This is a genomic window from Frigoribacterium salinisoli (assembly GCF_054781095.1).
Genome location: NZ_BAAGVB010000007.1, coordinates 89,350 through 108,592, shown reverse-complemented (window position 1 = coordinate 108,592; position 19,243 = coordinate 89,350). Strand labels below are relative to the sequence as shown.

General features: G+C 71.8%; 17 protein-coding genes. 9 read left to right on the top strand and 8 right to left on the bottom strand.

Going from position 1 to position 19,243, the window contains the following annotated elements; all coding sequences use genetic code 11:
* Window positions 1-133: 133 nt before the first annotated feature.
* From ACYVHQ_RS14035 to ACYVHQ_RS14025, 3 genes are read right to left on the bottom strand one after another with little or no spacing between them, the layout of a single operon-like run.
* Window positions 134-415, bottom strand: coding sequence for a hypothetical protein (locus ACYVHQ_RS14035; protein WP_460514108.1), 282 nt, complete (start codon window positions 413-415; stop codon window positions 134-136).
* A 30-nt stretch (window positions 416-445) separates the two neighbouring features.
* Window positions 446-1,090, bottom strand: a complete 645-nt coding sequence (locus ACYVHQ_RS14030; protein ID WP_460514106.1) for a hypothetical protein — start codon at window positions 1,088-1,090, stop codon at window positions 446-448.
* Window positions 1,087-2,130 carry a LacI family DNA-binding transcriptional regulator gene (locus ACYVHQ_RS14025; protein WP_460514104.1) on the bottom strand — a complete coding sequence of 348 codons (1,044 nt, stop codon included), beginning with the start codon at window positions 2,128-2,130 and terminating at the stop codon, window positions 1,087-1,089. The genes ACYVHQ_RS14030 and ACYVHQ_RS14025 overlap by 4 nt, the downstream gene beginning before the upstream one ends.
* Before the next feature lie 114 nt (window positions 2,131-2,244).
* On the opposite strand from ACYVHQ_RS14025, the gene ACYVHQ_RS14020 reads away from it, so the two are divergent.
* The 8 genes from ACYVHQ_RS14020 to ACYVHQ_RS13985 all read left to right on the top strand — a co-directional run bounded on the left by ACYVHQ_RS14020 (window position 2,245) and on the right by ACYVHQ_RS13985 (window position 14,030).
* On the top strand, window positions 2,245-3,531 hold the full coding sequence (locus ACYVHQ_RS14020; protein ID WP_460514102.1) for an ABC transporter substrate-binding protein: 1,287 nt from the start codon (window positions 2,245-2,247) through the stop codon (window positions 3,529-3,531).
* An 83-nt stretch (window positions 3,532-3,614) separates the two neighbouring features.
* Window positions 3,615-4,499 (top strand): carbohydrate ABC transporter permease, encoded by an 885-nt coding sequence (locus ACYVHQ_RS14015; protein WP_460514100.1) that lies wholly within the window; start codon window positions 3,615-3,617, stop codon window positions 4,497-4,499.
* Between the two features lie 3 nt (window positions 4,500-4,502).
* Entirely contained in the window at window positions 4,503-5,408 is a 906-nt protein-coding gene (locus ACYVHQ_RS14010) for a carbohydrate ABC transporter permease (protein ID WP_460514099.1), read from the top strand.
* 2 nt (window positions 5,409-5,410) lie between these two features.
* Window positions 5,411-8,002 (top strand): family 78 glycoside hydrolase catalytic domain, encoded by a 2,592-nt coding sequence (locus ACYVHQ_RS14005; protein WP_460514096.1) that lies wholly within the window; start codon window positions 5,411-5,413, stop codon window positions 8,000-8,002.
* Window positions 8,003-8,050: 48 nt separating this feature from the next.
* Window positions 8,051-9,214 carry an L-rhamnose isomerase gene (gene rhaI, locus ACYVHQ_RS14000; protein ID WP_460514094.1) on the top strand — a complete coding sequence of 388 codons (1,164 nt, stop codon included), beginning with the start codon at window positions 8,051-8,053 and terminating at the stop codon, window positions 9,212-9,214.
* Between the two features lie 46 nt (window positions 9,215-9,260).
* The gene (locus ACYVHQ_RS13995) at window positions 9,261-11,318 is read left to right on the top strand and encodes a bifunctional aldolase/short-chain dehydrogenase (protein ID WP_460514092.1); all 2,058 of its coding nucleotides are present in this window, start codon (window positions 9,261-9,263) and stop codon (window positions 11,316-11,318) included.
* On the top strand, window positions 11,315-12,787 hold the full coding sequence (locus tag ACYVHQ_RS13990; protein WP_460514090.1) for a rhamnulokinase: 1,473 nt from the start codon (window positions 11,315-11,317) through the stop codon (window positions 12,785-12,787). Before ACYVHQ_RS13995 ends, ACYVHQ_RS13990 begins: the two co-directional genes overlap by 4 nt.
* 4 nt (window positions 12,788-12,791) lie before the next feature.
* Window positions 12,792-14,030, top strand: a complete 1,239-nt coding sequence (locus ACYVHQ_RS13985; RefSeq protein WP_460514088.1) for an alpha-hydroxy acid oxidase — start codon at window positions 12,792-12,794, stop codon at window positions 14,028-14,030.
* Window positions 14,031-14,287: 257 nt separating this feature from the next.
* On the opposite strand, the gene ACYVHQ_RS13980 is transcribed toward ACYVHQ_RS13985, so the two are convergent.
* Window positions 14,288-14,881, bottom strand: a complete 594-nt coding sequence (locus tag ACYVHQ_RS13980; RefSeq protein WP_460514086.1) for a hypothetical protein — start codon at window positions 14,879-14,881, stop codon at window positions 14,288-14,290.
* A 211-nt stretch (window positions 14,882-15,092) separates the two neighbouring features.
* On the opposite strand from ACYVHQ_RS13980, the gene ACYVHQ_RS13975 reads away from it, so the two are divergent.
* A complete protein-coding gene (locus tag ACYVHQ_RS13975; RefSeq protein ID WP_460514084.1) occupies window positions 15,093-15,668 on the top strand; it encodes a uridine kinase family protein in 576 nt (191 codons plus the stop codon).
* 39 nt (window positions 15,669-15,707) lie between these two features.
* On the opposite strand, the gene ACYVHQ_RS13970 is transcribed toward ACYVHQ_RS13975, so the two are convergent.
* The 4 genes from ACYVHQ_RS13970 to ACYVHQ_RS13955 form a co-directional block, all read right to left on the bottom strand.
* A complete protein-coding gene (locus ACYVHQ_RS13970; protein ID WP_460514082.1) occupies window positions 15,708-16,052 on the bottom strand; it encodes an Ig-like domain-containing protein in 345 nt (114 codons plus the stop codon).
* A 202-nt stretch (window positions 16,053-16,254) separates the two neighbouring features.
* Entirely contained in the window at window positions 16,255-17,382 is a 1,128-nt protein-coding gene (locus ACYVHQ_RS13965; protein WP_460514080.1) for a sensor histidine kinase, read from the bottom strand.
* Window positions 17,379-18,032, bottom strand: a complete 654-nt coding sequence (locus ACYVHQ_RS13960; protein ID WP_460514078.1) for a response regulator — start codon at window positions 18,030-18,032, stop codon at window positions 17,379-17,381. Before ACYVHQ_RS13960 ends, ACYVHQ_RS13965 begins: the two co-directional genes overlap by 4 nt.
* A 140-nt stretch (window positions 18,033-18,172) precedes the next feature.
* Window positions 18,173-19,240, bottom strand: a complete 1,068-nt coding sequence (locus ACYVHQ_RS13955; protein WP_460514076.1) for a D-alanine--D-alanine ligase family protein — start codon at window positions 19,238-19,240, stop codon at window positions 18,173-18,175.
* Window positions 19,241-19,243 lie beyond the last annotated feature (3 nt).

Below are 19,243 nucleotides of genomic sequence, written 5' to 3'. Positions count from 1 at the left end.
CATCATCGGAGGACCGTCCGACGTTAAACCAGAGCTTTTGCGTCCCATCCTCGGCCCTTTGGACCTGGTGGACGGACGCCTGGTCTGGGGCGGACGGCGTCTTCTCTACCCTTGGACGAGTGATCGGACGGTCCTACCGCTTCCGGGGTACCCGTGCGCCTCCGCATACTTGCACGCGCACGAGGATCGCCTCCGACGACGCCACGTCGCGCGCGATCGAGCTCGCCAAGGACGCAGACGTCATCGTGAAGTTCGTCAACGAATAGATGCTGAGACCCCGGACGCCGCCCTTCGCCACCCCGAAGCCCGCATCGCCCGCGATCTCGATCCAGTCCTGTCTCGTGAAGTCCTTGAGCGCCGTGCCCTCCCGGCGCTTCGCGACGACCGCCAGGACGAAAGTCGTCCCGCCCTCCACGGCAGCGGCGACGAGCGTCGCCCGGGCACCCTAGCGCACGGTCGGTCGGCTTGTGCGGTAGGCGTCCTCCCGCAGCGACCGGTCCGTCGCACGCAGCGACTCCTGCTCGGCCTCCATCGTCGCGCCGTAGGCGCCTCGCTGCACCTCGCCGTACTCGAGGTGGGACGGCTCGAGCGACTCGACCCCCACCCCGCCCTTCTCGAAGAAGGACTGCACTCGCTCCCAGTCCCTGAACGACGGTCCGTCGCCAGCGCGGGACAGCACGCGGCCCGCCTCCTCTCGGGGCATCGCCTGCAGCCTCCTGATCGCCTCGAAGTGGTCGCCGGGGATCTGGTACCTCCCGCCGTTCCTCACGAAGTCGGGGTACCTCTCGAGGTGCTCGGCGATCGCACCGAGACCGAGGCGGCCACCCGCCGCCACGAACTTCTGCTGGATCTGCACGCCACCGCGCGCGAGGTCCACGGGTCCGTTGTCGTTCACCCACTGGTAGACAATGCCCTCGCCCAGGATGCGACTGCGCGCATTGCCGATGCCCACCTCCGCGACCTCGGCGATGAACCCGTGCATGCCCTTCGTCCCGCCCCGGTTCCTGGCGACGACCTCGAGGTCGATGGTCGACATCGCCTCCTGCACGTGGCCGAGCGCGTCGCGGAGGTCCACCTTGAACCGCTTCACCCAATGGTGCCGGCCAGGGTGCTCGACCGTACGATCAGTCGAGGCGCCAGGACGACCGTCTCGTGCACGTGCTCTTCGGGGCGGTCGAGTTCGTCGCGCAGCAGGCGCATGGCGTGCCGACCCATCTCTGCCCCCGGCTGACCGATGGTGGTGAGGGGCAGGGCGGTGCTCTCGGCGAAGTGGTTGTCGTCGTAGCCCGTGATGCTGATCTCGCGCGGGAGCGACACCCCGCCCATCAGCAGTGACTGCACGATGCCCGCCGCGAGGGCGTCGGCGGATGCCACGATGCCGTCCGGGCGCTCGTCGGGTGAGCGGTCGACGAGGTCCTGACCGACCGCGAGCCCTGCTGCGACGGTGAGCGCGTGCGTGGGCACGAGCTCCATGGGCACGTCCGCCTCCCGCGCGACCTGCGAGGCGCCTTCGAAGCGGTGCCTCACGGCCGTGAGTTCGAGCGGCCCGCCGATGAAGGCGAGGCGTCTACGGCCCTGGTCGAGCAGGTGTTGCGCTGCGGTCCGTCCGCCGAGCACCTCGTCGACCATGACCCCGCAGCTCTCCTGGTCGTCGCCCTGCCAGTTCACCAGGACCACTCGCGTGCCCCGGCGACGCAGGCGGCGGGCCTCGTCGAGGGGGCCGTCGAAGGGGGCGAGGACGATCCCGGCGGCGCTCGCCTGCTCGAACAGGTCGAGGTACATCGTCTGCTTGCGGAGGTCCACGTCCGAGTTGCCCAGGAGGACCGAGTACCCGCCGCGGTCGGCTTCTTCTTCGACTCCGCGGGCGATGTCCATGAAGTACGAGTTGCCGAGGTCGACCGCGACGAACCCGACGAGGGTCCCGCGTCCGGCGGCGAGCGTCCTGGCGGACCCGTTGGGCACGAACCCCAGGCTCTCGATGGCGTCCTCGACCCGGGCGCGGGTCGCGGCCTTCACGAGCGACGGCGTGTTGAGGACGTTCGACACCGTGCCGAGCGACACGCCGGCGAGGCGCGCCACGTCCGCCATGACGGGCGCACGGCGACGAGCAGGGTGCAGGGCGTCGGTCATGGTGGGGCGAGCCTATCCCGCGTGCCGGAGAGGCACGATCTTGACAACCGCTGGCGGGCGTGCCCATTATGAAGCGCTTCAAAATACTTGAGGCGCCCCATTCAAGGAGGAATGATGCACCGCACAGCTCGCCGCGCCGCAACCATGACCGTCGTCGGCCTCACCATCGCGGCCCTCACAGCCTGTTCCGGTGGTGGTGGCGGCACCGGCGGTGGCACCACCGAGTTCACCGTCCTCGGCAACGTCGAGAACGAGGTCGTCCCCGCGACCCTCCAGACCCTGGCGGACGGCGCCTGCGCGACCGAGAACGACGCCATGCCCCTCAAGGTCGAGACCGTCCCGCAGACGAACCTCAACCAGCAGGTCCAGCTCCTCGCGGGCCAGGGGGGCCTCCCCGTCATGTACGCCGTCGACACGAACGAGCTCGTGCAGCAGCTCGACGACGCCGGCTTCGTCGCGCACTTCGACGAGCTCTTCGACGAGCTCGGCGTATCCGACTCGATCGAGCCCGCCGCCCGCTCCACGGTCGAGTCCCTCTACGACGGTGAGTTCCTCGTCCTGCCCACCGAGTACAACATCGAGGGCATCTGGTACAACGAGGACCTCTTCGAGCAGAACGGCGTCGACGTCCCCGAGACCTGGGACGACGTCGTCGCCGCGGCCGCCACCTTCCAGGACGCCGGCCTCGTGCCCTTCGCCGCCAGCGGCGAGCAGGGCTGGCCCCTGACGCGCCTGGTCGGCAACCTCATCGAGCGTGAGCTCGGCCCTGAGGCGCTGCAGGCCGTCGCCGACGGTGACGCGGAGCTGACCGACCCCGAGTACGTGGCTGCGGCACAGCAGATCGCCGATCTCGGAGCCGCCGGCTACTTCGGCCAGGGCGTGGGTTCCATCGATTACGACACCTCGATCAACCAGTTCCTCAACGGCAGCTCGCCCATGCTGTACATGGGCAGCTGGGTCCTCAGCAACTTCGCCGATGACACGGCGAACCAGATCGGCGAGGACGCCATCGGCTACCTGCCCTTCCCCGACGTCGAGGGCGGCGAGGGCGACAGCAGCCAGCTCGTGGCGAACGTCGGTCTGCCGTTCACCATCAACGCGAACGCCCTCAACGACGACAGCAAGGCGTGGGTGAAGTGCATCGCCGAGAACTACGGCGAGGTCGCGCTCCAGGACAGCAGCCGCATCTCCGGCTTCACCGCCGGCGATGCGACGAGCACTGCCCTGACCACCGAGGTCCGCGACCGCATCGCCAGCACCGACACCACCATCCCGTGGTTCGAGGCCTACTTCAGCACCCAGGCCACGACGACCTCGCAGCAGAACGCCGCGCAGCTCGTGACCGGCGCCATCTCGGCCGAGGAGTTCATGGCCCTCGTCCAGGGCGACCTGGCCTCGTAGCCGCACGAGGGGTGGGGTCGCTCGCAGCCCCACCCCTTCCCGTGGCACCGTCAGCCCAGCCCACCCCCGATCGAAGGCCCCCGATGAACCCCCTCCTCGGTGATCGCCGCGCCACCCTGATCCTCATCGGGCCCGCGCTGCTGATCTACTCGGTCGTGATGCTCGTCCCGATCATCGCGTCCTTCGCCTACACCTTCACCACCGGCAACGCCATCACCGGCTTCAGCTTCAGCGGCATCGAGAACTACCAGCGCCTCCTGCAGGACAGCCGCGTCGGTGACGCCCTCCTGCTCACCATCCGCTACGCGGTGCTGATGACGATCCTGCAGGTCGGGTTCGGGTACCTGCTCGCCCTGCTCTACGTGTTCGTCCTCAAGAAGTGGTCGAGCGCCGTGCGCACGCTCATCTTCTTCCCGGTCGTGCTGCCGACGGTCGCCGTCGCGTTGCTGTTCCAGCAGATGTTCGCCATCGCTCCGCAGAACGGCCTCGTCAACACGGCCCTCGACGCGATCGGGCTCTCGTCCGTCGACTGGTTCGGCGACGGCGGCTCCGCGTTCCTCGTCATCATCCTCATGGACGTCTGGCGCAGCATGGGCTTCTACGGCGTGCTCCTCTACGCCGGGCTCCTCGACATCCCCGAGGAGGTCTTCGAGTCCGCCCGCATCGACGGCGCCTCGGGCTTCGGACTCGTCCGCCGCATCGTCCTGCCGCTGTCCCTCCCCGTGCTCGTCTCGTCGCTCATCTTCTCGATCAACGGCACGCTCAAGGTCTTCGACAGCATCCTCGCCCTCACCAACGGTGGTCCCGGCACCTCGACGAGCCCGCTCACCATCTACATGTTCGACACGTCCTTTCGCTTCGGGCAGTACGGCTACGGCAGCACCATCGCGTTCCTGCTCACCATCGTGTCCCTGCTCGTCACGGTGTTCATCTTCCGCGCCAACCGTCGCGACCTCACGAAGGGCTAGGCGATGACCTCCGTCGACACCGTGCTCCCCACGACGCCCGCGACGTCACCGAGCCGTCGCCCAGGACGACGTCGCAGCCCACGCCGCCTCGTCGGCCAGGTCGCCAGCGGCGTCCTCGTCGCGCTCCTGCTCGTCATCGTCGTGGGCCCGCTCGTCTGGATGCTCCTCGGATCGTTCAAGACGCAGGCCGAGTTCCTCGAACGACCCGTGTGGGCCCTGCCGCAGCAGTGGGACCTCGACAACTACGCCTTCGCCTGGACCCAGGGCAACTTCGGCCAGTACGCCCTCAACTCCGTCCTGACGGTGTTCCCGGCCCTGTTCCTCGTGCTCCTGTTCGGGTCCATGGCCGGCTTCGCCCTCGAGGTCCTCGTCTGGAAGGGACGGGGCGCCGTCCTCATCACCTTCCTCGCCGGCATCATGGTGCCCACGCAGATGATCCTGCTGCCGCTCTTCGCGGCCTACTTCAGGCTCGGGCTGACCGGCACGCTGTGGCCCCTGGTCATCACGTACACCGCGACGAGCCTGCCCCTGGCCGTGTTCCTCATGGCGACCTTCTTCCGGGCCGTGCCCCGCGAGATCTTCGAGGCCGCGACCCTGGACGGTGCCGGCATCGTCCGGGCGTTCTTCCTCGTCGGCCTGCCCATGGTGCGCAACGCGCTCTTCACGGTCGGGCTCGTGCAGTTCTTCATGCTCTGGAACGACCTGCTCATCGCCCTGACCTTCACGAACTCGGGCTCGCTCCGCACCCTGCAGGTCGGGCTCCTCAACTTCACCGGGCAGTTCGGCTCCGTCCAGTACGGGCCCCTCTTCGCCGCCATCTGCCTCAACGTCGTGGTGATCCTCGCGATCTACCTCGTCCTCAACAAGCAAGTCCAGAAGGGACTGACCGCCGGGGCGGTCAAGGGATGACCATGAGCACCACCGTCACGCAGCTCCGCGTCGAGCACGACCGGGAGCCCCTCGGGATCGGCACCGCCGCTCCCCGCCTCACCTGGCAGACCACGGCCGGGACCGGCTGGACGCAGGTCAGCGCCGAGGTCGAAGCGGTCGTCGAGGACGACACGCTGTCGGCGGTCCTCGACGGCGACGACCAGGTCCTCGTCGCGTGGCCCTTCCCCCCACTGACCTCGCGTCAGGAGGCGCGGGTCCGGGTCCGCGTCTCCGGCGCGGACGGGACGGCCTCGCCGTGGAGCGCGCCCCTCGTCCTCGAGGCCGGCCTGCTCGACCCCGCGGAGTGGGTCGCACGACCCGTCGGCGGGAGCTGGGAGGAGCAGGCGGGCACCGATCGACGCCCGTCCCAGGTGCGTCGGGCCCTCACCCTCGAGGCCCCGATCGTCCGCGCGCGGCTCTACGCGACGGCGCACGGGGTGCACGAGACCGAGATCAACGGTCGACGCATCGACGACGACGTGCTCGCTCCGGGCTGGACCTCGTACGACTCGCGTCTGCGGTACCGCACCTACGACGTCACCGACGCGCTGGTCGTCGGTGAGAACGTCGTCGGTGCCTGGCTCGGCGACGGCTGGTACCGCGGGCGCCTCGGCTTCAACGGTGGCTACCACGACCTCTACGGCACCGATCTCTCGTACCTGGCCCAGCTCGAGGTGCACCTCGCCGACGGCAGCCGCGTCGTCCTCGCCACCGACGAGACCTGGGAGGCGCGACCCAGCCCGATCACGTTCAGCGGGCTCTACGACGGGGAGCGCCACGACCTCAGGCTCGACGACGCCGCGTGGTCGACGCCCGGGGGCACGGCCGAGGGATGGACACCCGTCGCGGTCCACGACCGCGACCCCGCGACGCTCGTCGCCCCCGAGCAACCGCCCGTCCGCTGCACGCGGGAGCTGAGCGTCCGCGACCACTGGACCACCGCCTCCGGGTCCGTCGTCCTCGACTTCGGGCAGAACCTCGTGGGACGCCTCCGCGTCACGGTCGACGGACCCGCAGGGCACGAGGTGACGCTGCGGCACGCCGAGGTCGTGCAAGACGGTGCGCTCTACCGCCGCACCCTGCGCCTCGCCGCCGCCGAGGACGTCGTCACCCTCGCGGGCGCGGGCGCGGTGACCTGGGAGCCCCGTTTCACGATCCACGGCTTCCGCTACGCCGAGGTCTCGGGCTGGCCCGGCGACTTCGACCCGTCGGCCGTCACGGCCCGGGTGCTGCACACCGACATGGAGCGCACGGGATGGTTCGAGGCCTCGGATCCCGACCTCGAGCGCCTCCACGACAACGTCCTCTGGAGCACCCGCGGCAACTTCGTCGACATCCCCACGGACTGCCCCCAGCGCGACGAGCGCCTCGGCTGGACCGGCGACATCCAGGTCTTCGCCCCCACGGCGTCGTACCTCTACGACTGCTCCGGCATGCTCTCGTCCTGGCTCCAGGACCTCTCGGTCGACCAGCTGCCCGACGGCACCGTCCCGTGGTTCGTGCCGCGCATCCCGGGCGGGCCCTCCTGGGAGCCGATCGAACCCGGGGCCGTCTGGGGCGACGCCGCCGTCCTCACCCCGTGGGTCCTCTACGAACGCTTCGCCGATGCCGAGGTGCTCCGCCGACAGTGGCCGTCGGCGAAGGCCTGGGTCGACCTCATCGTCGACCGGGCAGGGCCGTCCCGCCTCTGGGACCGAGGTTTCCAGCTCGGTGACTGGCTCGACCCGGCGGCACCGCCCCACGACCCCGCCGATGCGAGCACCGACCGCTACCTCGTCGCGACCGCGTACCTGTTCCGGTCCACGGAGCACCTGGCGCTCATGGCCGACGTGCTCGGGCTCGAGGGCGACGCGGAGCGCTACCGGCGCGTCGCCGAGGAGGTGCGCACCGCGTTCCTGGGCAGGTACACCGATGGTCTCGGGCACACGACGAGCGATGCCCAGACCGCCTACGGCCTCGCGATCGCGTTCGGCCTCGTGCGGGACGAGGCCGCCGTCGCGGCCGGGGACCGGCTCAGCGAGCTCGTCGAGGAGGCGGGCAACCGCATCGCCACCGGCTTCGCGGGCACCCCCGTCGTCGCTCCCGCCCTCACCGCCACCGGGCACGTCGACCGCGCCTACGACCTGGTGCTCGAGCGCTCCTGCCCCTCGTGGCTCTACACGGTGGACATGGGCGGCACGACGATCTGGGAGCGCTGGGACAGCATGCTGCCCGACGGGACCGTCAACCCGGGAGAGATGACGAGCTTCAACCACTACGCGCTGGGTGCGGTCGCCGACTGGCTGCACGGCACCGTGGCCGGACTCGCCCCCGTGGACCCGGGATGGCGACGCGTGCGCTTCGCGCCGAGGCCGGGCGGGGGCCTCACGTACGCCGCGGGTCGACACCTCTCGCCCTACGGCGAGGTGTCGTCGTCGTGGAGCGTCCAGGACGGGGACCTGCACCTCACGGTCGTCCTCCCGGTGGGGACCAGGGGCACGGTCGACCTGCCCGACGGGACCGTGACGGAGGTCGGGCACGGCACGCACGACTTCGTCGCTCCGCTCGCAGCCGATCTGGCACCCACGAACTGACCCCTCGCCGCCCACGCCCGCGGCGCACGACAGGAACAGAGGACCCCCATGACCACTTTCGCCGACATCGCACCGACGCTCGAGCGGCAGGCCATCGAGCTGCCCAGCTGGGCCTTCGGCAACTCGGGCACCCGCTTCAAGGTCTTCGGCACGCCGGGCACGCCCCGCACGCCCGAGGAGAAGATCGCCGACGCCGCCCGCGTGCACGAGCACACCGGCCTGGCCCCCAGCGTCGCGCTGCACATCCCGTGGGACGAGGTCGACGACTTCGCCGCCCTCCGCTCGTACGCCGAGGGCCTGGGCGTCTCGCTCGGCACGGTGAACTCGAACACGTTCCAGGACGACGCCTACAAGTTCGGCAGCCTCGCCCACAGCGACGCGGCCGTCCGCCGCAAGGCGATCGACCACCACCGGCGGTGCCTCGAGATCATGCACGAGACGGGCTCGCGCGACCTGAAGATCTGGCTCGCCGACGGCACGAACTACCCCGGCCAGGACTCGATGCGCGAGCGGCAGGACCACCTGGCCGAGTCGCTCGCCGAGATCTACGCAGAGCTCGGCGACGCGCAGCGCCTGGTGCTCGAGTACAAGTTCTTCGAGCCGGCGTTCTACCACACCGACGTGCCCGACTGGGGGACCAGCTACGCGCAGGTGAGCGCCCTCGGCGACCGCGCCCTGACCTGCCTCGACACCGGGCACCACGCGCCCGGCACCAACATCGAGTTCATCGTCATGCAGCTGCTGCGCCTCGGCAAGCTGGGCTCGTTCGACTTCAACTCGCGCTTCTACGCCGACGACGACCTCATCGTCGGTGCCGCCGACCCGTTCCAGCTGTTCCGCATCCTGGTCGAGGTCGTCGACGGCGGCGGCCTCGACGAGGGCTCGCCCGTGCAGTTCATGCTCGACCAGTGCCACAACGTCGAGGACAAGGTCCCCGGCCAGATCCGCAGCGTGCTGAACGTGCAGGAGATGACGGCGCGCGCCCTGCTCGTCGACCGTCCCGCCCTCGCCGCCGCCCGGGCCGAGCACGACGTCCTCGGAGCCCACGGCGTGCTCATGGACGCCTTCTACACCGACGTCCGCCCGGCCCTCGCCGACTGGCGCGAGGGCCGCGGCCTGCCGCGCGACCCCATGGCGGCCTACCTCGCCAGCGGGGTCCCCGAGATGCTCGCCGCCGAGCGCGTCGGCGGCACGCAGCTCAGCTGGACCTGAGCCGAGTCCCGAGCCCCCTGACCTCACGCCCCGGAGAGAACGAGCCATGACCAGCCCCAGCACCGACCCCAGCCCCTCGACCCCCGCAGACCTCGTCGCGCGCAGCAACCGCCTGGGCGCCGACCCGGCGAACACGAACTACGCCGGGGGCAACACCTCGGCGAAGGGCACCGCCGTCGACCCCGTGACGGGTGAGCCCGTCGAGCTGCTCTGGGTGAAGGGCTCGGGCGGCGATCTCGGCACCCTCACCGAGGCGGGCCTGGCCGTCCTGCGCCTGGACCGGCTGCGGGCGCTCGCCGACGTCTACCCGGGCGTGGAGCGCGAGGACGAGATGGTCGCCGCGTTCGACCACACGCTCTTCGGCAAGGGCGGTGCGGCACCGTCGATCGACACGGCCATGCACGGCCTCGTCGACGCGGCGCACGTCGACCACCTGCACCCCGACTCCGGCATCGCGTTCGCGACCGCCGCCGACGGCGAGCGGCTCACCGAAGCGGCGTTCGGCGGCACCGTCGCGTGGATCCCGTGGCGTCGCCCCGGCTTCCAGCTCGGGCTCGACATCGCGGCGGCGAAGGAGGCGCGTCCCGGCCTGGTCGGGGCGGTCCTCGGCGGGCACGGGATCACGGCCTGGGGCGACACGAGCGACGAGGCCGAGGCGGCGTCGCGTCGGATCATCGAGACGGCCGCGGCGTACATCGTCGAGCACGGCAGGCCGGAGCCCTTCGGTCCCGCCCTCGACGGGTACGGTGCGCTGCCCGAGGCCGAGCGTCGGGCCAAGGCCGCCGCGCTCGCCCCGCACCTGCGCGCCGTCGCCTCGCACGACGCGCCGCAGGTGGGGCACTTCACCGACGCGGACGTGGTGCTCGACTTCCTCGCGAGCACCGAGCACCCGCGCCTGGCGGCGCTGGGGACCTCGTGCCCCGACCACTTCTTGCGCACCAAGGTGAAGCCGATGCTCGTCGACCTGCCGGCGACCGCGACGGTCGACGAGGTCCTCGAGCGCCTCCCCGCCCTGCACGAGGCGTACCGGGCCGACTACCAGGCCTACTACGACGCCCACGCGGGGCCCGAGAGCCCCGCGATCCGCGGCGCCGACCCGCTCATCGTCCTCGTGCCCGGCGTCGGCATGTTCTCGTACGGCAAGGACGCTCAGACCGCTCGCGTCGCGGGCGAGTTCTACGTCAACGCGATCAACGTCATGCGCGGCGCCGAGGCGATCTCCACGTACTCGCCCATCGACGAGGCCGAGAAGTTCCGCATCGAGTACTGGGCGCTCGAGGAGGCGAAGCTGCGGCGGATGCCCAGGTCCGCCCCTCTCGCCGGTCGCATCGCTCTCGTGACGGGTGCCGCCTCCGGCATCGGCAAGGCCATCGCGACCCGGCTCGCCGCCGAGGGGGCCTGCGTCGTCGTGGCCGACCTCGACCTCGCGAAGGCGCAGGCGGCCGCGGCCGAGCTGGGGTCGTCGGACGTCGCTGTCGGCGTCGCGGTCGACGTGTCGGACGAGGCCGCGGTGCAGGCCGCGGTCGACGCGACCGTCCTCGCCTTCGGCGGGCTCGACCTCGTCGTCAACAACGCCGGCCTCTCGCTGTCGAAGTCCCTCTTCGACACCACCGTCGCCGACTGGGACCTGCAGCACGCCGTCATGGCGAAGGGGTCGTTCCTCGTGTCGAGGGCGGCGGCGCGGGTGCTCGTCGATCAGCGGCTCGGCGGCGACATCGTCTACATCTCGTCGAAGAACTCGGTGTTCGCGGGGCCCAACAACATCGCGTACTCGGCCACCAAGGCCGACCAGGCGCACCAGGTGCGGCTGCTCGCGGCCGAGCTCGGCGAGCACGGGATCAAGGTCAACGGGATCAACCCGGACGGCGTCGTGCGCGGCTCGGGCATCTTCGCCTCGGGCTGGGGTGCCAACCGGGCCGCGACGTACGGCATCGACGAGCAGGACCTCGGCGCGTTCTACGCCCAGCGCACGATCCTGAAGCGCGAGGTCGTCCCCGAGAACGTGGCCGCCGCCGTCTTCGCCCTCTGCACCCCTGACTTCTCGCACACCACCGGCCTGCACGTGCCCGTGGACGCGGGGGTCGCCGCGGCGTTCCTGCGATGAGGGCCGTCGCCGCCGTCGACCTCGGCGCCACGAGCGGTCGCGTCGTGCTCGGGCACGTCGCGCCGGACGAACTGCACGTGCGGGCCGTCGCGCGGTTCGCGAACGAACCGGTGGCCGTGACGGAGGGCGTGGGCTCGAACCTGGGCGAGGGGCTGCACTGGGACGTGCTCGGGCTGCACCGGTCGCTCACGGCGGGCCTGGCCGCGGCCCTGCGGGACGAGCCCGATCTCGTCAGCGTCGGCATCGACTCCTGGGCCGTCGACTACGCGCTGCTCGCCGGCGGACGGGTGACGCAGATGCCGTACCACTACCGTGACAAACGGACGGCGGCCGGCGTCGCGGCGGTGCACGCAGTCGTCGACGCCGCGTCGCTCTACGAGAGGACTGGGCTGCAGCACCTGCCCTTCACCACCCTCTTCCAGCTCGCGGTGGACCGGGCGAGCGGGGTCCTCGACCGGGCGGACCGTGCCCTGATGGTGCCCGACCTGATCGCGTACTGGCTGACCGGCGAGCAAGCCACCGAGGTGACCAACGCCTCCACCACGGGGTTGCTGGACCCGCGCACGCGCCGCTGGGACGCCGAGCTCTTCGCGCGGACCGGTGTGCCGTCGTCCCTCTTCGCGCCTCTCGTCGAGCCCGGGCAGGTGACCGGCGGCCTCACGCCGGCCGTCGCCCGTCAGCTCGGTGCCCCGTCCCGTCTCGTGGTCACGACCGTCGGGTCGCACGACACGGCCTCGGCCGTCGTCGCGGTCCCCGCCGCCGACGACGACGTCGCCTACATCTCGAGCGGCACGTGGTCCCTCGTCGGCGTCGAGATCGATCGGCCGGTGGTGACGCAGGAGGCGCGGGTCGCGAACTTCACGAACGAGGGCGGGGTGGACGGCCGGGTGAGGTTCCTCAAGAACGTCTCGGGCCTGTGGCTGCTGTCCGAGTCGGTGCGCACGTGGGAGAGGGAGGACGGCGGGCGGGCCGTCGACCTGCCCGCACTGCTGGCGCAGGCCGCCGCGGTGTCGCGGCCCGTCGCGCCTTTCGACCCGGCTGACCAGCGCTTCGTGACGCCCGGGGACATGCCGGCCCGCATCGCGTCGTGGTACCGCGAACGGGGCCTGCAGGAGCCGCGCTCGCGGGCCGAGGTCGTGCGGGCGATCCTGGAGTCGCTGGCGCAGGCGTACGCGGTGACGGTGCAGGACGCGGTGCGGCTCAGCGGTCGCACGGTGCGGGCGCTGCACGTCGTCGGGGGTGGGTCGCAGAACGCGCTGCTCTGCCAGCTCACCGCCGACCGTACCGGGCTGCCGGTGCTCGCCGGACCGGTCGAGGCCACGGCGATCGGCAACGTCCTCGTGCAGGCGCGCGCGCACGGTCTCGTCACCGGCAGCCTGGAATCCCTGCGTGCGCTCGTGCGCCGCACCTTCACACCCGTGCGGTACGAGCCGCGGACCGCCGCGGCCGCCGCCTCGCAGAAAGGCTGAGACCGTGGTCCAGCGTCAGTTCCCCAAGCCCGTCGAACTGCTCGAGTACCTGAGCTTCAAGAAGCCCGAGCTCGACGGGCGCAAGCGCCGCCTCGAGGCGGCACTCACGATCGAGGACCTGCGGACCATCGCGAAGCGCCGCACGCCGAAGGCCGCGTTCGACTACACGGACGGCAGCGCGGAGGCGGAGATCTCGATCGCGCGGGCGCGACAGGCGTTCGAGGACGTGGAGTTCCACCCCGAGGTGCTGAGGGACGTGGCCGACGTGGACACGACGGCGACCGTGTTCGGGTCGCCGTCGACGATGCCGTTCGCGATCGCGCCGACCGGGTTCACCCGCCTCATGCAGACCGAGGGGGAGACGGCGGGCGCTTCTGCGGCGGCGGCGGCGGGCATCCCGTTCACGCTGTCGACGCTCGGGACGACGTCGATCGAGGACGTGAAGGCGACGAACCCGTCCGGGCGCAACTGGTTCCAGCTCTACGTCATGCGACAGCGCGACATCTCCTACGGCCTCGTGGAGCGTGCCGCCGCGGCCGGGTACGAGACCCTCTTCTTCACGGTGGACACCCCGGTGGCGGGGGCGCGCCTCCGGGACAAGAGGAACGGGTTCTCGATCCCGCCGCAGCTGACGCTGGGGACGGTGCTCGACGCGTTGCCTCGGCCGTGGTGGTGGTACGACTTCCTCACCACGAAGAAGCTGGAGTTCGCGTCGCTGAGCGCGACGGGCGGGACCGTGGGGGATCTGCTGGACCTGGCCATGGACCCCACGATCGACTTCGACGACCTGCGGACCATCCGCGAGATGTGGCCGGGGAAGCTGGCGGTGAAGGGCGTGCAGAGCGTCGACGACGCGAGGAAGTTCGTCGATGCCGGAGTCGACGGGATCGTGCTGTCGAACCACGGTGGGCGGCAGTTGGACCGGGCGCCGATCCCGTTCCACCTGCTGCCGGAGGTGGTGCGTGAGGTGGGCGCGGACACGGACGTCCTCGTCGACACCGGCATCATGAACGGCGCTGACATCGTCGCCTCCGTCGCGCTGGGGGCCAAGACGACGCTGATCGGGCGGGCGTACCTGTACGGCCTCATGGCCGGAGGGCGGCAGGGCGTCGACCGGACGATCCAGATCCTCTCGGACCAGGTCGTGCGGACCATGAAGCTGCTCGGAGCGCACTCGCTCGAGGAGCTCGGGCCGCAGCACGTCACGCAGCTGGAGCGGCTGACACCGCGCCCTCGGAGCTGACGGACGCAGCCGGGTCGCGGACGCGGCACGACCACGCGTCCGCTCCGGTGCCTCGAGCGGTGCGACGTGTTCGTCGACTCGAGCCTCCGCGGCGCCGGTGCCGGCGTCGGCGAGCTGCCGGTGGAGGGTGTCCTCGACGACGGGGCACCGCTCGGGCTGAAGCGGACGGCGCTGTCCACCGGCGACGCCCACGGCGATCGGGCGATCGGGCGGTCGGCGGTCGGCGGTCGGCCGGCATCCGGCGTCGCCGGCAGTCGTCACCGCACCACCGGGTCCCCCCACTCCGGGAACGGCGCGAACACCCCCGGAACCGACTCCTCAGGGAAGTCCGCCGGGTCGCGGCGAGCGATGGCGGAGAACAAGGCGTCGGAGTCGTTGGTCCAGAAGGGCTCGCTGTACACGGAGAGGGAGTACTGCCCGTTGGGCCGCACCGTCCAGGTCAGCCACCACCCGTCGCCGCTGTCGGCCCGGACCTCGAGGTTCCGACCGATCTCGGTGCTGCTGGATCTCCACCCCTTGTCGTCGAAGTACTCCTCCATCGGGCCGAGGTCAGCTCGGTCGCCCGAGGCCCCTTTTCGCCGGATGATGCGCCCGGCCCGGAAGTAGTACGAGTTGTCGGTGTCGGCGCCCGGCAGGGGATCTCCGAAAGCGTCAGCTCCTGCCGGCACGGGCAGCACGTCGCCGCCGTTCCAGAGCCACGTCCCGTCGGAGACCTGGACCTGCGCCTCCCGCAGCACGGACTGCATCGTGCCGTACCGCTCGCTCGCCGACCCGAACTCGTCCTCCAGCGACGACTCCGCGACCTGTGCCCGGGTCAGGCCCGCCGCATCCTGCGCATCTTGTCCGGACACGGAGCCTCCTCCGCCGGCACCTGACGTGCACCCCGTCACCACGAGCACCAGGGTCGCCACCGCGACGACACGGTGCAGCCGTCGTCTCGTCATCTCGTCCACCCGTCTACCCCCGTATCCGTGATCGTCCTCGAGGACGTCGATCTCGCGGAAACGTAGCGTGCCTCGACCACCCGCGTCAGCTCGCGGGGGCCCGAGCTAAGGTGCGGGCATGGACCAAGGTGGGCTCCGCGACCGCATCTCCCTGCGAGCCAGTGCCGTCGACCATCCGATCGTCGTCGGCATCTCGGGCTACTGCGGGTCCGGGAAATCGACGCTCGCACGCAGTCTCGTCGCGGCTCTGCCCGGCGCCGCCAGGCTTCGCGGAGACGACTTCCTCGATCCGGCACGCTCCCACCGTCGATCCACGGACTGGGACGGCGTCGATCGGCTGCGTCTGGTCTCGACCGTCCTGGCACCGTTCCGCGGCGGACGACCGGGTGAGTTCCAGCGCTACGACTGGTCAGCCAGGGCCCTCGGTGCACCGGAGCCGCTCCCACGGGCAGAGATCCTCGTCGTCGACCTGATCGGACTCTTCCACCCCGACGCCATGGCGGCTCTCGACGTCACGGTCTGGTACGACGTCGACCTCGAGACGGCCGCTCAGCGCGGCCTGGCGCGTGACGAGGACCTCGGCCGACGCCACGAGGCCCTGTGGAGGGACGTCTGGGTACCGAACGAACGCGACTTCGCCCGGCACTACAGGCCGCGCGAGCGCGCCGACGTGCTCCACGAGTCGTCTCGATAGTTGCGGGGTCGGCGGTCGCCGCTCGTCGGCCGTCACCGTCTACGCGGACGGGATCACCAGATCGACGACGACCTCGACGTCCTCGTCCACGACCTCGAAGGCCTGCTCACCCGCACCCCCGGGCACGGAGTCGCACAACGCCGACACCGTGTACGACCCCGCGCGGAGAGCCCGTCCGACACGGCCGTCCCCGCCGGTGATGAACCCCGGCTCCGTGAGCCCGCTGCCGTCAGCAGGGCTGCCCGTGAAGCCCACCGAACATCCGGCGAGGGGAGTGCCGTCCTGCTGGACGGTGACGAGGACCTCGTACTGGGGCCCGGCAGGTCCGGCAGGCCCGGCGGGCAGGGGCCCTGGGCTCGAGCAGGCCGACATCAGCAGGGGCATCACCAAGACGCCCGCGGCGACGGCTCTGTTCCGGCCTTGTGCCACATCTCCTCCGCTCGCGGTCGGCCGTACGTCGGCGCCGCGAGTGCCCACTCCTCTGGCCCCGAGCGCCTCCCGAAATGCTACATGGAGGCCCGCTGGAACGCGCCCGTCGAGCCGCGCACCGCCGCATCAGCGCCCAGGCCGACCAGACCCACCTCCCTCACCCCGGCACGGTCATCACCAGCCGGTGCGTCCCGTCCTCCCGTAGCACCGCGGTGACGGTCCCGCCGAGCAGCTCGGCGCGCTCGCGGAGCCCGACGAGGCCGTGGTGGGCGCTCGGCAGGGCCAGGGGGGCGCTGCGCGCGGGGCCCGAGACCAGGGCGATCGACCACGACCCTGGTTCGATGGTGGTGGTCAGGACCACGTCGCTGCCGGGGGCGTGCTTGCCGGCGTTGGTCAGGCCCTCCTGCACGAACCGGTACACGGCGCGCTGCGCCACCGGGGGCAGGTCGTCGGGCAGGTCGACGGTGCCGTGCACGGTGATGCCCGAGTCGGCGACGAGGGCGGGCACGTCGGCGAGCACCGGTTGCGGGGCGAGGGCCCGGCTGCCGCCGCCGGCGGTGCGGAGGACCTCGACCATGCTGCGCAGCTCGTCCATGGTCACCGCGGCCAGGCGGCGCACCGTCCCGGCGACCTCGCGCGCGGTGGGGTCCGCGGTGCTGAGCTGCAGGGCACCGGCCTGCACGGCGATGAGGGTCACCTGGTGCGAGACCACGTCGTGCATCTCGCGCGCCAGGACGGCGCGCTCCTGCGCGAGGGCGATCTCCCCGGCCCGTCGGCGGTCCTGGTCGCGCAGGCGCGTCATCTCGTCGATCTGGTCGCGCAGGTCGCGACGGGTCCGCAGCAGCACCCCGACCAGCAGCGGCGCCGCCAGGTAGATGCCGGCGTAGAGCACGGCGCTGGGCAGCCAGCTCGGTTCGACGAAGGCGGAGACGTCGACGAGGTACCCCAGGACGAGCACGACTGCCAGGCCCAGCAGCACCCCCTGGCGACGCTCGCGGGCACCGAGGGCGACCAGCGCGATCATGAGGGGGATCGCCACGTCCGCCCAGAGGAGGGCCGCCGCGGTGACCACGACGACGACCCAGGGCCAGCGGCGCCGCAGGGCCAGGCTCGCCGCGGCGGCGACCATGAGCACCTCGTCCCACCACGGCGCCCACGTGACGAACGGCAGGAGGCTCACCCCGGCCACGACCACCAGGGTCACGTCCGTCGCCCACGCGGGCCACGCCTCCTGCGCTCGCCGGACGCCCCGACGCACCGCGGCGACGGCCTCGGCCCGGGTCACGCTCCCTGCCGGACGCCGGCGCGGTCGACGATGACGGCGGCCTCGACCCTCGTCGAGACGCCGAGCGAGGCGAGGAGCCTGCGGACGACGTCCTTCACGGTGCCGAGGGGCAGCCCGCACCGCTCGACGATCTCGGCGTTCGACCACCCGGCGGCCACGGCCGACGCGATGCACAGGTCGCGACGGCTGAGGCTCGCGAGCACGGCGGCGTCCGACCGCGACACCTCGGGGCGCCGCAGCTCGCCCGTGTCGACACCGCGGGCCAGCACCCGGGCACCGGCGGCGAGCGAGCGCACGTGCGCGACGAGCTGCTCCGGCTCGGTGTCCTTGAGCAGGAACCCGCTCGCCCCGGCGCGCAGGGCGGCGTCGACCTGGTCCGCGTCGTGGAACGTCGTCAGCATCGCGACCTGCGGGGGCTCGGGCTCGGCCTGCAGCAGCGACAGGACCTCGAACCCGTCGGGCGGCGGCATGCGGACGTCGAGCAGAACCAGGTCGGGGTCGTGCTCGCGCACCGCGGCCACGGCCTCGCCGCCGTCGACCGAGGCGACCACCTCGACGTCGGGGGCGGCATCGAGGATCAGGGCGAGGCCGGACCGCAGCAGGCACTCGTCGTCGACCAGCACCACTCGCACCGCACTCACGCCGTCCACGCCTCTCCTCGCCGGGCACCACGCGGCACCGGAATTCCAGTATCGCGGCGCGGGCGGCCGGCGTCCTCGTCCTTCCGGCGTAGAACGAAGGGGTCAGCCCCGCCGGGCGGATGAGCGGGCATCCGCCCGCCGCCGTGGGCCTACCGGGCGGTCCGGGCAGCGGCGGGGGCGTCGGTCTGGGCAGCGGTGGGCGCGTCGGCCCGGGCGGTCTGCACGGCCGTCTGGACCAGGAGGTCCACGAGCTCCGCGTACGACGTGCCCCGTGCCGCGAACATGAGCGGCACCTGCGACCGCTCGCTGAGGCCGGGCGACGTGTTCACCTCGTTGAGCACGAGCCCCCGGGCCGAGGCGAAGAAGTCGAAGCGGGCCACGCCCGCGCAGCGCAGCTCCTCGTAGAGGGCGGAGGCCGTCCGCACCAGGTCGTCGCGCAGGTCGGGCGTGAGCGGCGCCGGCACGACGAACCGGGCCGAGCCGTCGTACTTCGTCTCGGAGTCGAACACCTCGCCCGGCGCGACGACGATCTCGAGGGCGTCGCCGACGACCAGCCGACCGGAGGCGTCGCGGTGCACGGCGACGTCGATCTCGCGGCCGACGACGAAGTCCTCGACGAGCACCTGGTCCCCGACGGCGAACGCCGCGCGCACCGCCGGGATCAGGGCGTCGGCGTCGTGCACGACGGTGACGCCGTGGCTGGAGCCACCCGCGACGGGCTTGACGACGACGGGCAGGTCGAGGCCCTCCAGGGCCCGTGCCCCGGCCACGCTGCCGACGGTCCTGCCCCGGGCGACGGCGATGCCGAGATCCTGGGCGAGCAGCTTCATGACCCGCTTGTCCATCGCCACGGCCCCCGCCCCGACGGGCGAGCCGACGAACGGCACCCCGAGCAGGCGGAGGAACCCCGCGACCGTCCCGTCCTCCCCGTTCTCGCCGTGGAGCACCGGGAAGGCGACGTCGGCCGCGGTCAGGAGGGCGACCGCCGTGGCGGGGTCGACCCGACCCTCCTGCGTGGCCCAGGTCCCGTCCTCGAGCACCGTCAGCTCGTCGACGGCGTGGCCCCGACTGCGGAGCGCGGTCGCGACCGCGGCGGCCGAGGCCAGCGAGACGGCGTGCTCGGAGGCCTGCCCGCCGCCGACGACGACGACGCGGCGCGGGGCCGAGGTGGCGGCCGGCGTGGCGTCCGGCACGAGGGCGGTGGTGGGGAGGGGCATGTC

Bases quoted from the DNA above. Each gene is read 5' to 3' on its own strand.
- ACYVHQ_RS14025 (WP_460514104.1), bottom strand. From the start codon at position 2,130: ATGACCGACGCCCTGCACCCTGCTCGTCGCCGTGCGCCCGTCATGGCG.
- ACYVHQ_RS14020 (WP_460514102.1), top strand. From the start codon at position 2,245: ATGCACCGCACAGCTCGCCGCGCCGCAACCATGACCGTCGTCGGCCTC.
- ACYVHQ_RS14015 (WP_460514100.1), top strand. From the start codon at position 3,615: ATGAACCCCCTCCTCGGTGATCGCCGCGCCACCCTGATCCTCATCGGG.
- ACYVHQ_RS14010 (WP_460514099.1), top strand. From the start codon at position 4,503: ATGACCTCCGTCGACACCGTGCTCCCCACGACGCCCGCGACGTCACCG.
- ACYVHQ_RS14005 (WP_460514096.1), top strand. From the start codon at position 5,411: ATGAGCACCACCGTCACGCAGCTCCGCGTCGAGCACGACCGGGAGCCC.
- rhaI (WP_460514094.1), top strand. From the start codon at position 8,051: ATGACCACTTTCGCCGACATCGCACCGACGCTCGAGCGGCAGGCCATC.
- ACYVHQ_RS13995 (WP_460514092.1), top strand. From the start codon at position 9,261: ATGACCAGCCCCAGCACCGACCCCAGCCCCTCGACCCCCGCAGACCTC.
- ACYVHQ_RS13990 (WP_460514090.1), top strand. From the start codon at position 11,315: ATGAGGGCCGTCGCCGCCGTCGACCTCGGCGCCACGAGCGGTCGCGTC.
- ACYVHQ_RS13975 (WP_460514084.1), top strand. From the start codon at position 15,093: ATGGACCAAGGTGGGCTCCGCGACCGCATCTCCCTGCGAGCCAGTGCC.
- ACYVHQ_RS13970 (WP_460514082.1), bottom strand. From the start codon at position 16,052: ATGCCCCTGCTGATGTCGGCCTGCTCGAGCCCAGGGCCCCTGCCCGCC.
- ACYVHQ_RS13955 (WP_460514076.1), bottom strand. From the start codon at position 19,240: ATGCCCCTCCCCACCACCGCCCTCGTGCCGGACGCCACGCCGGCCGCC.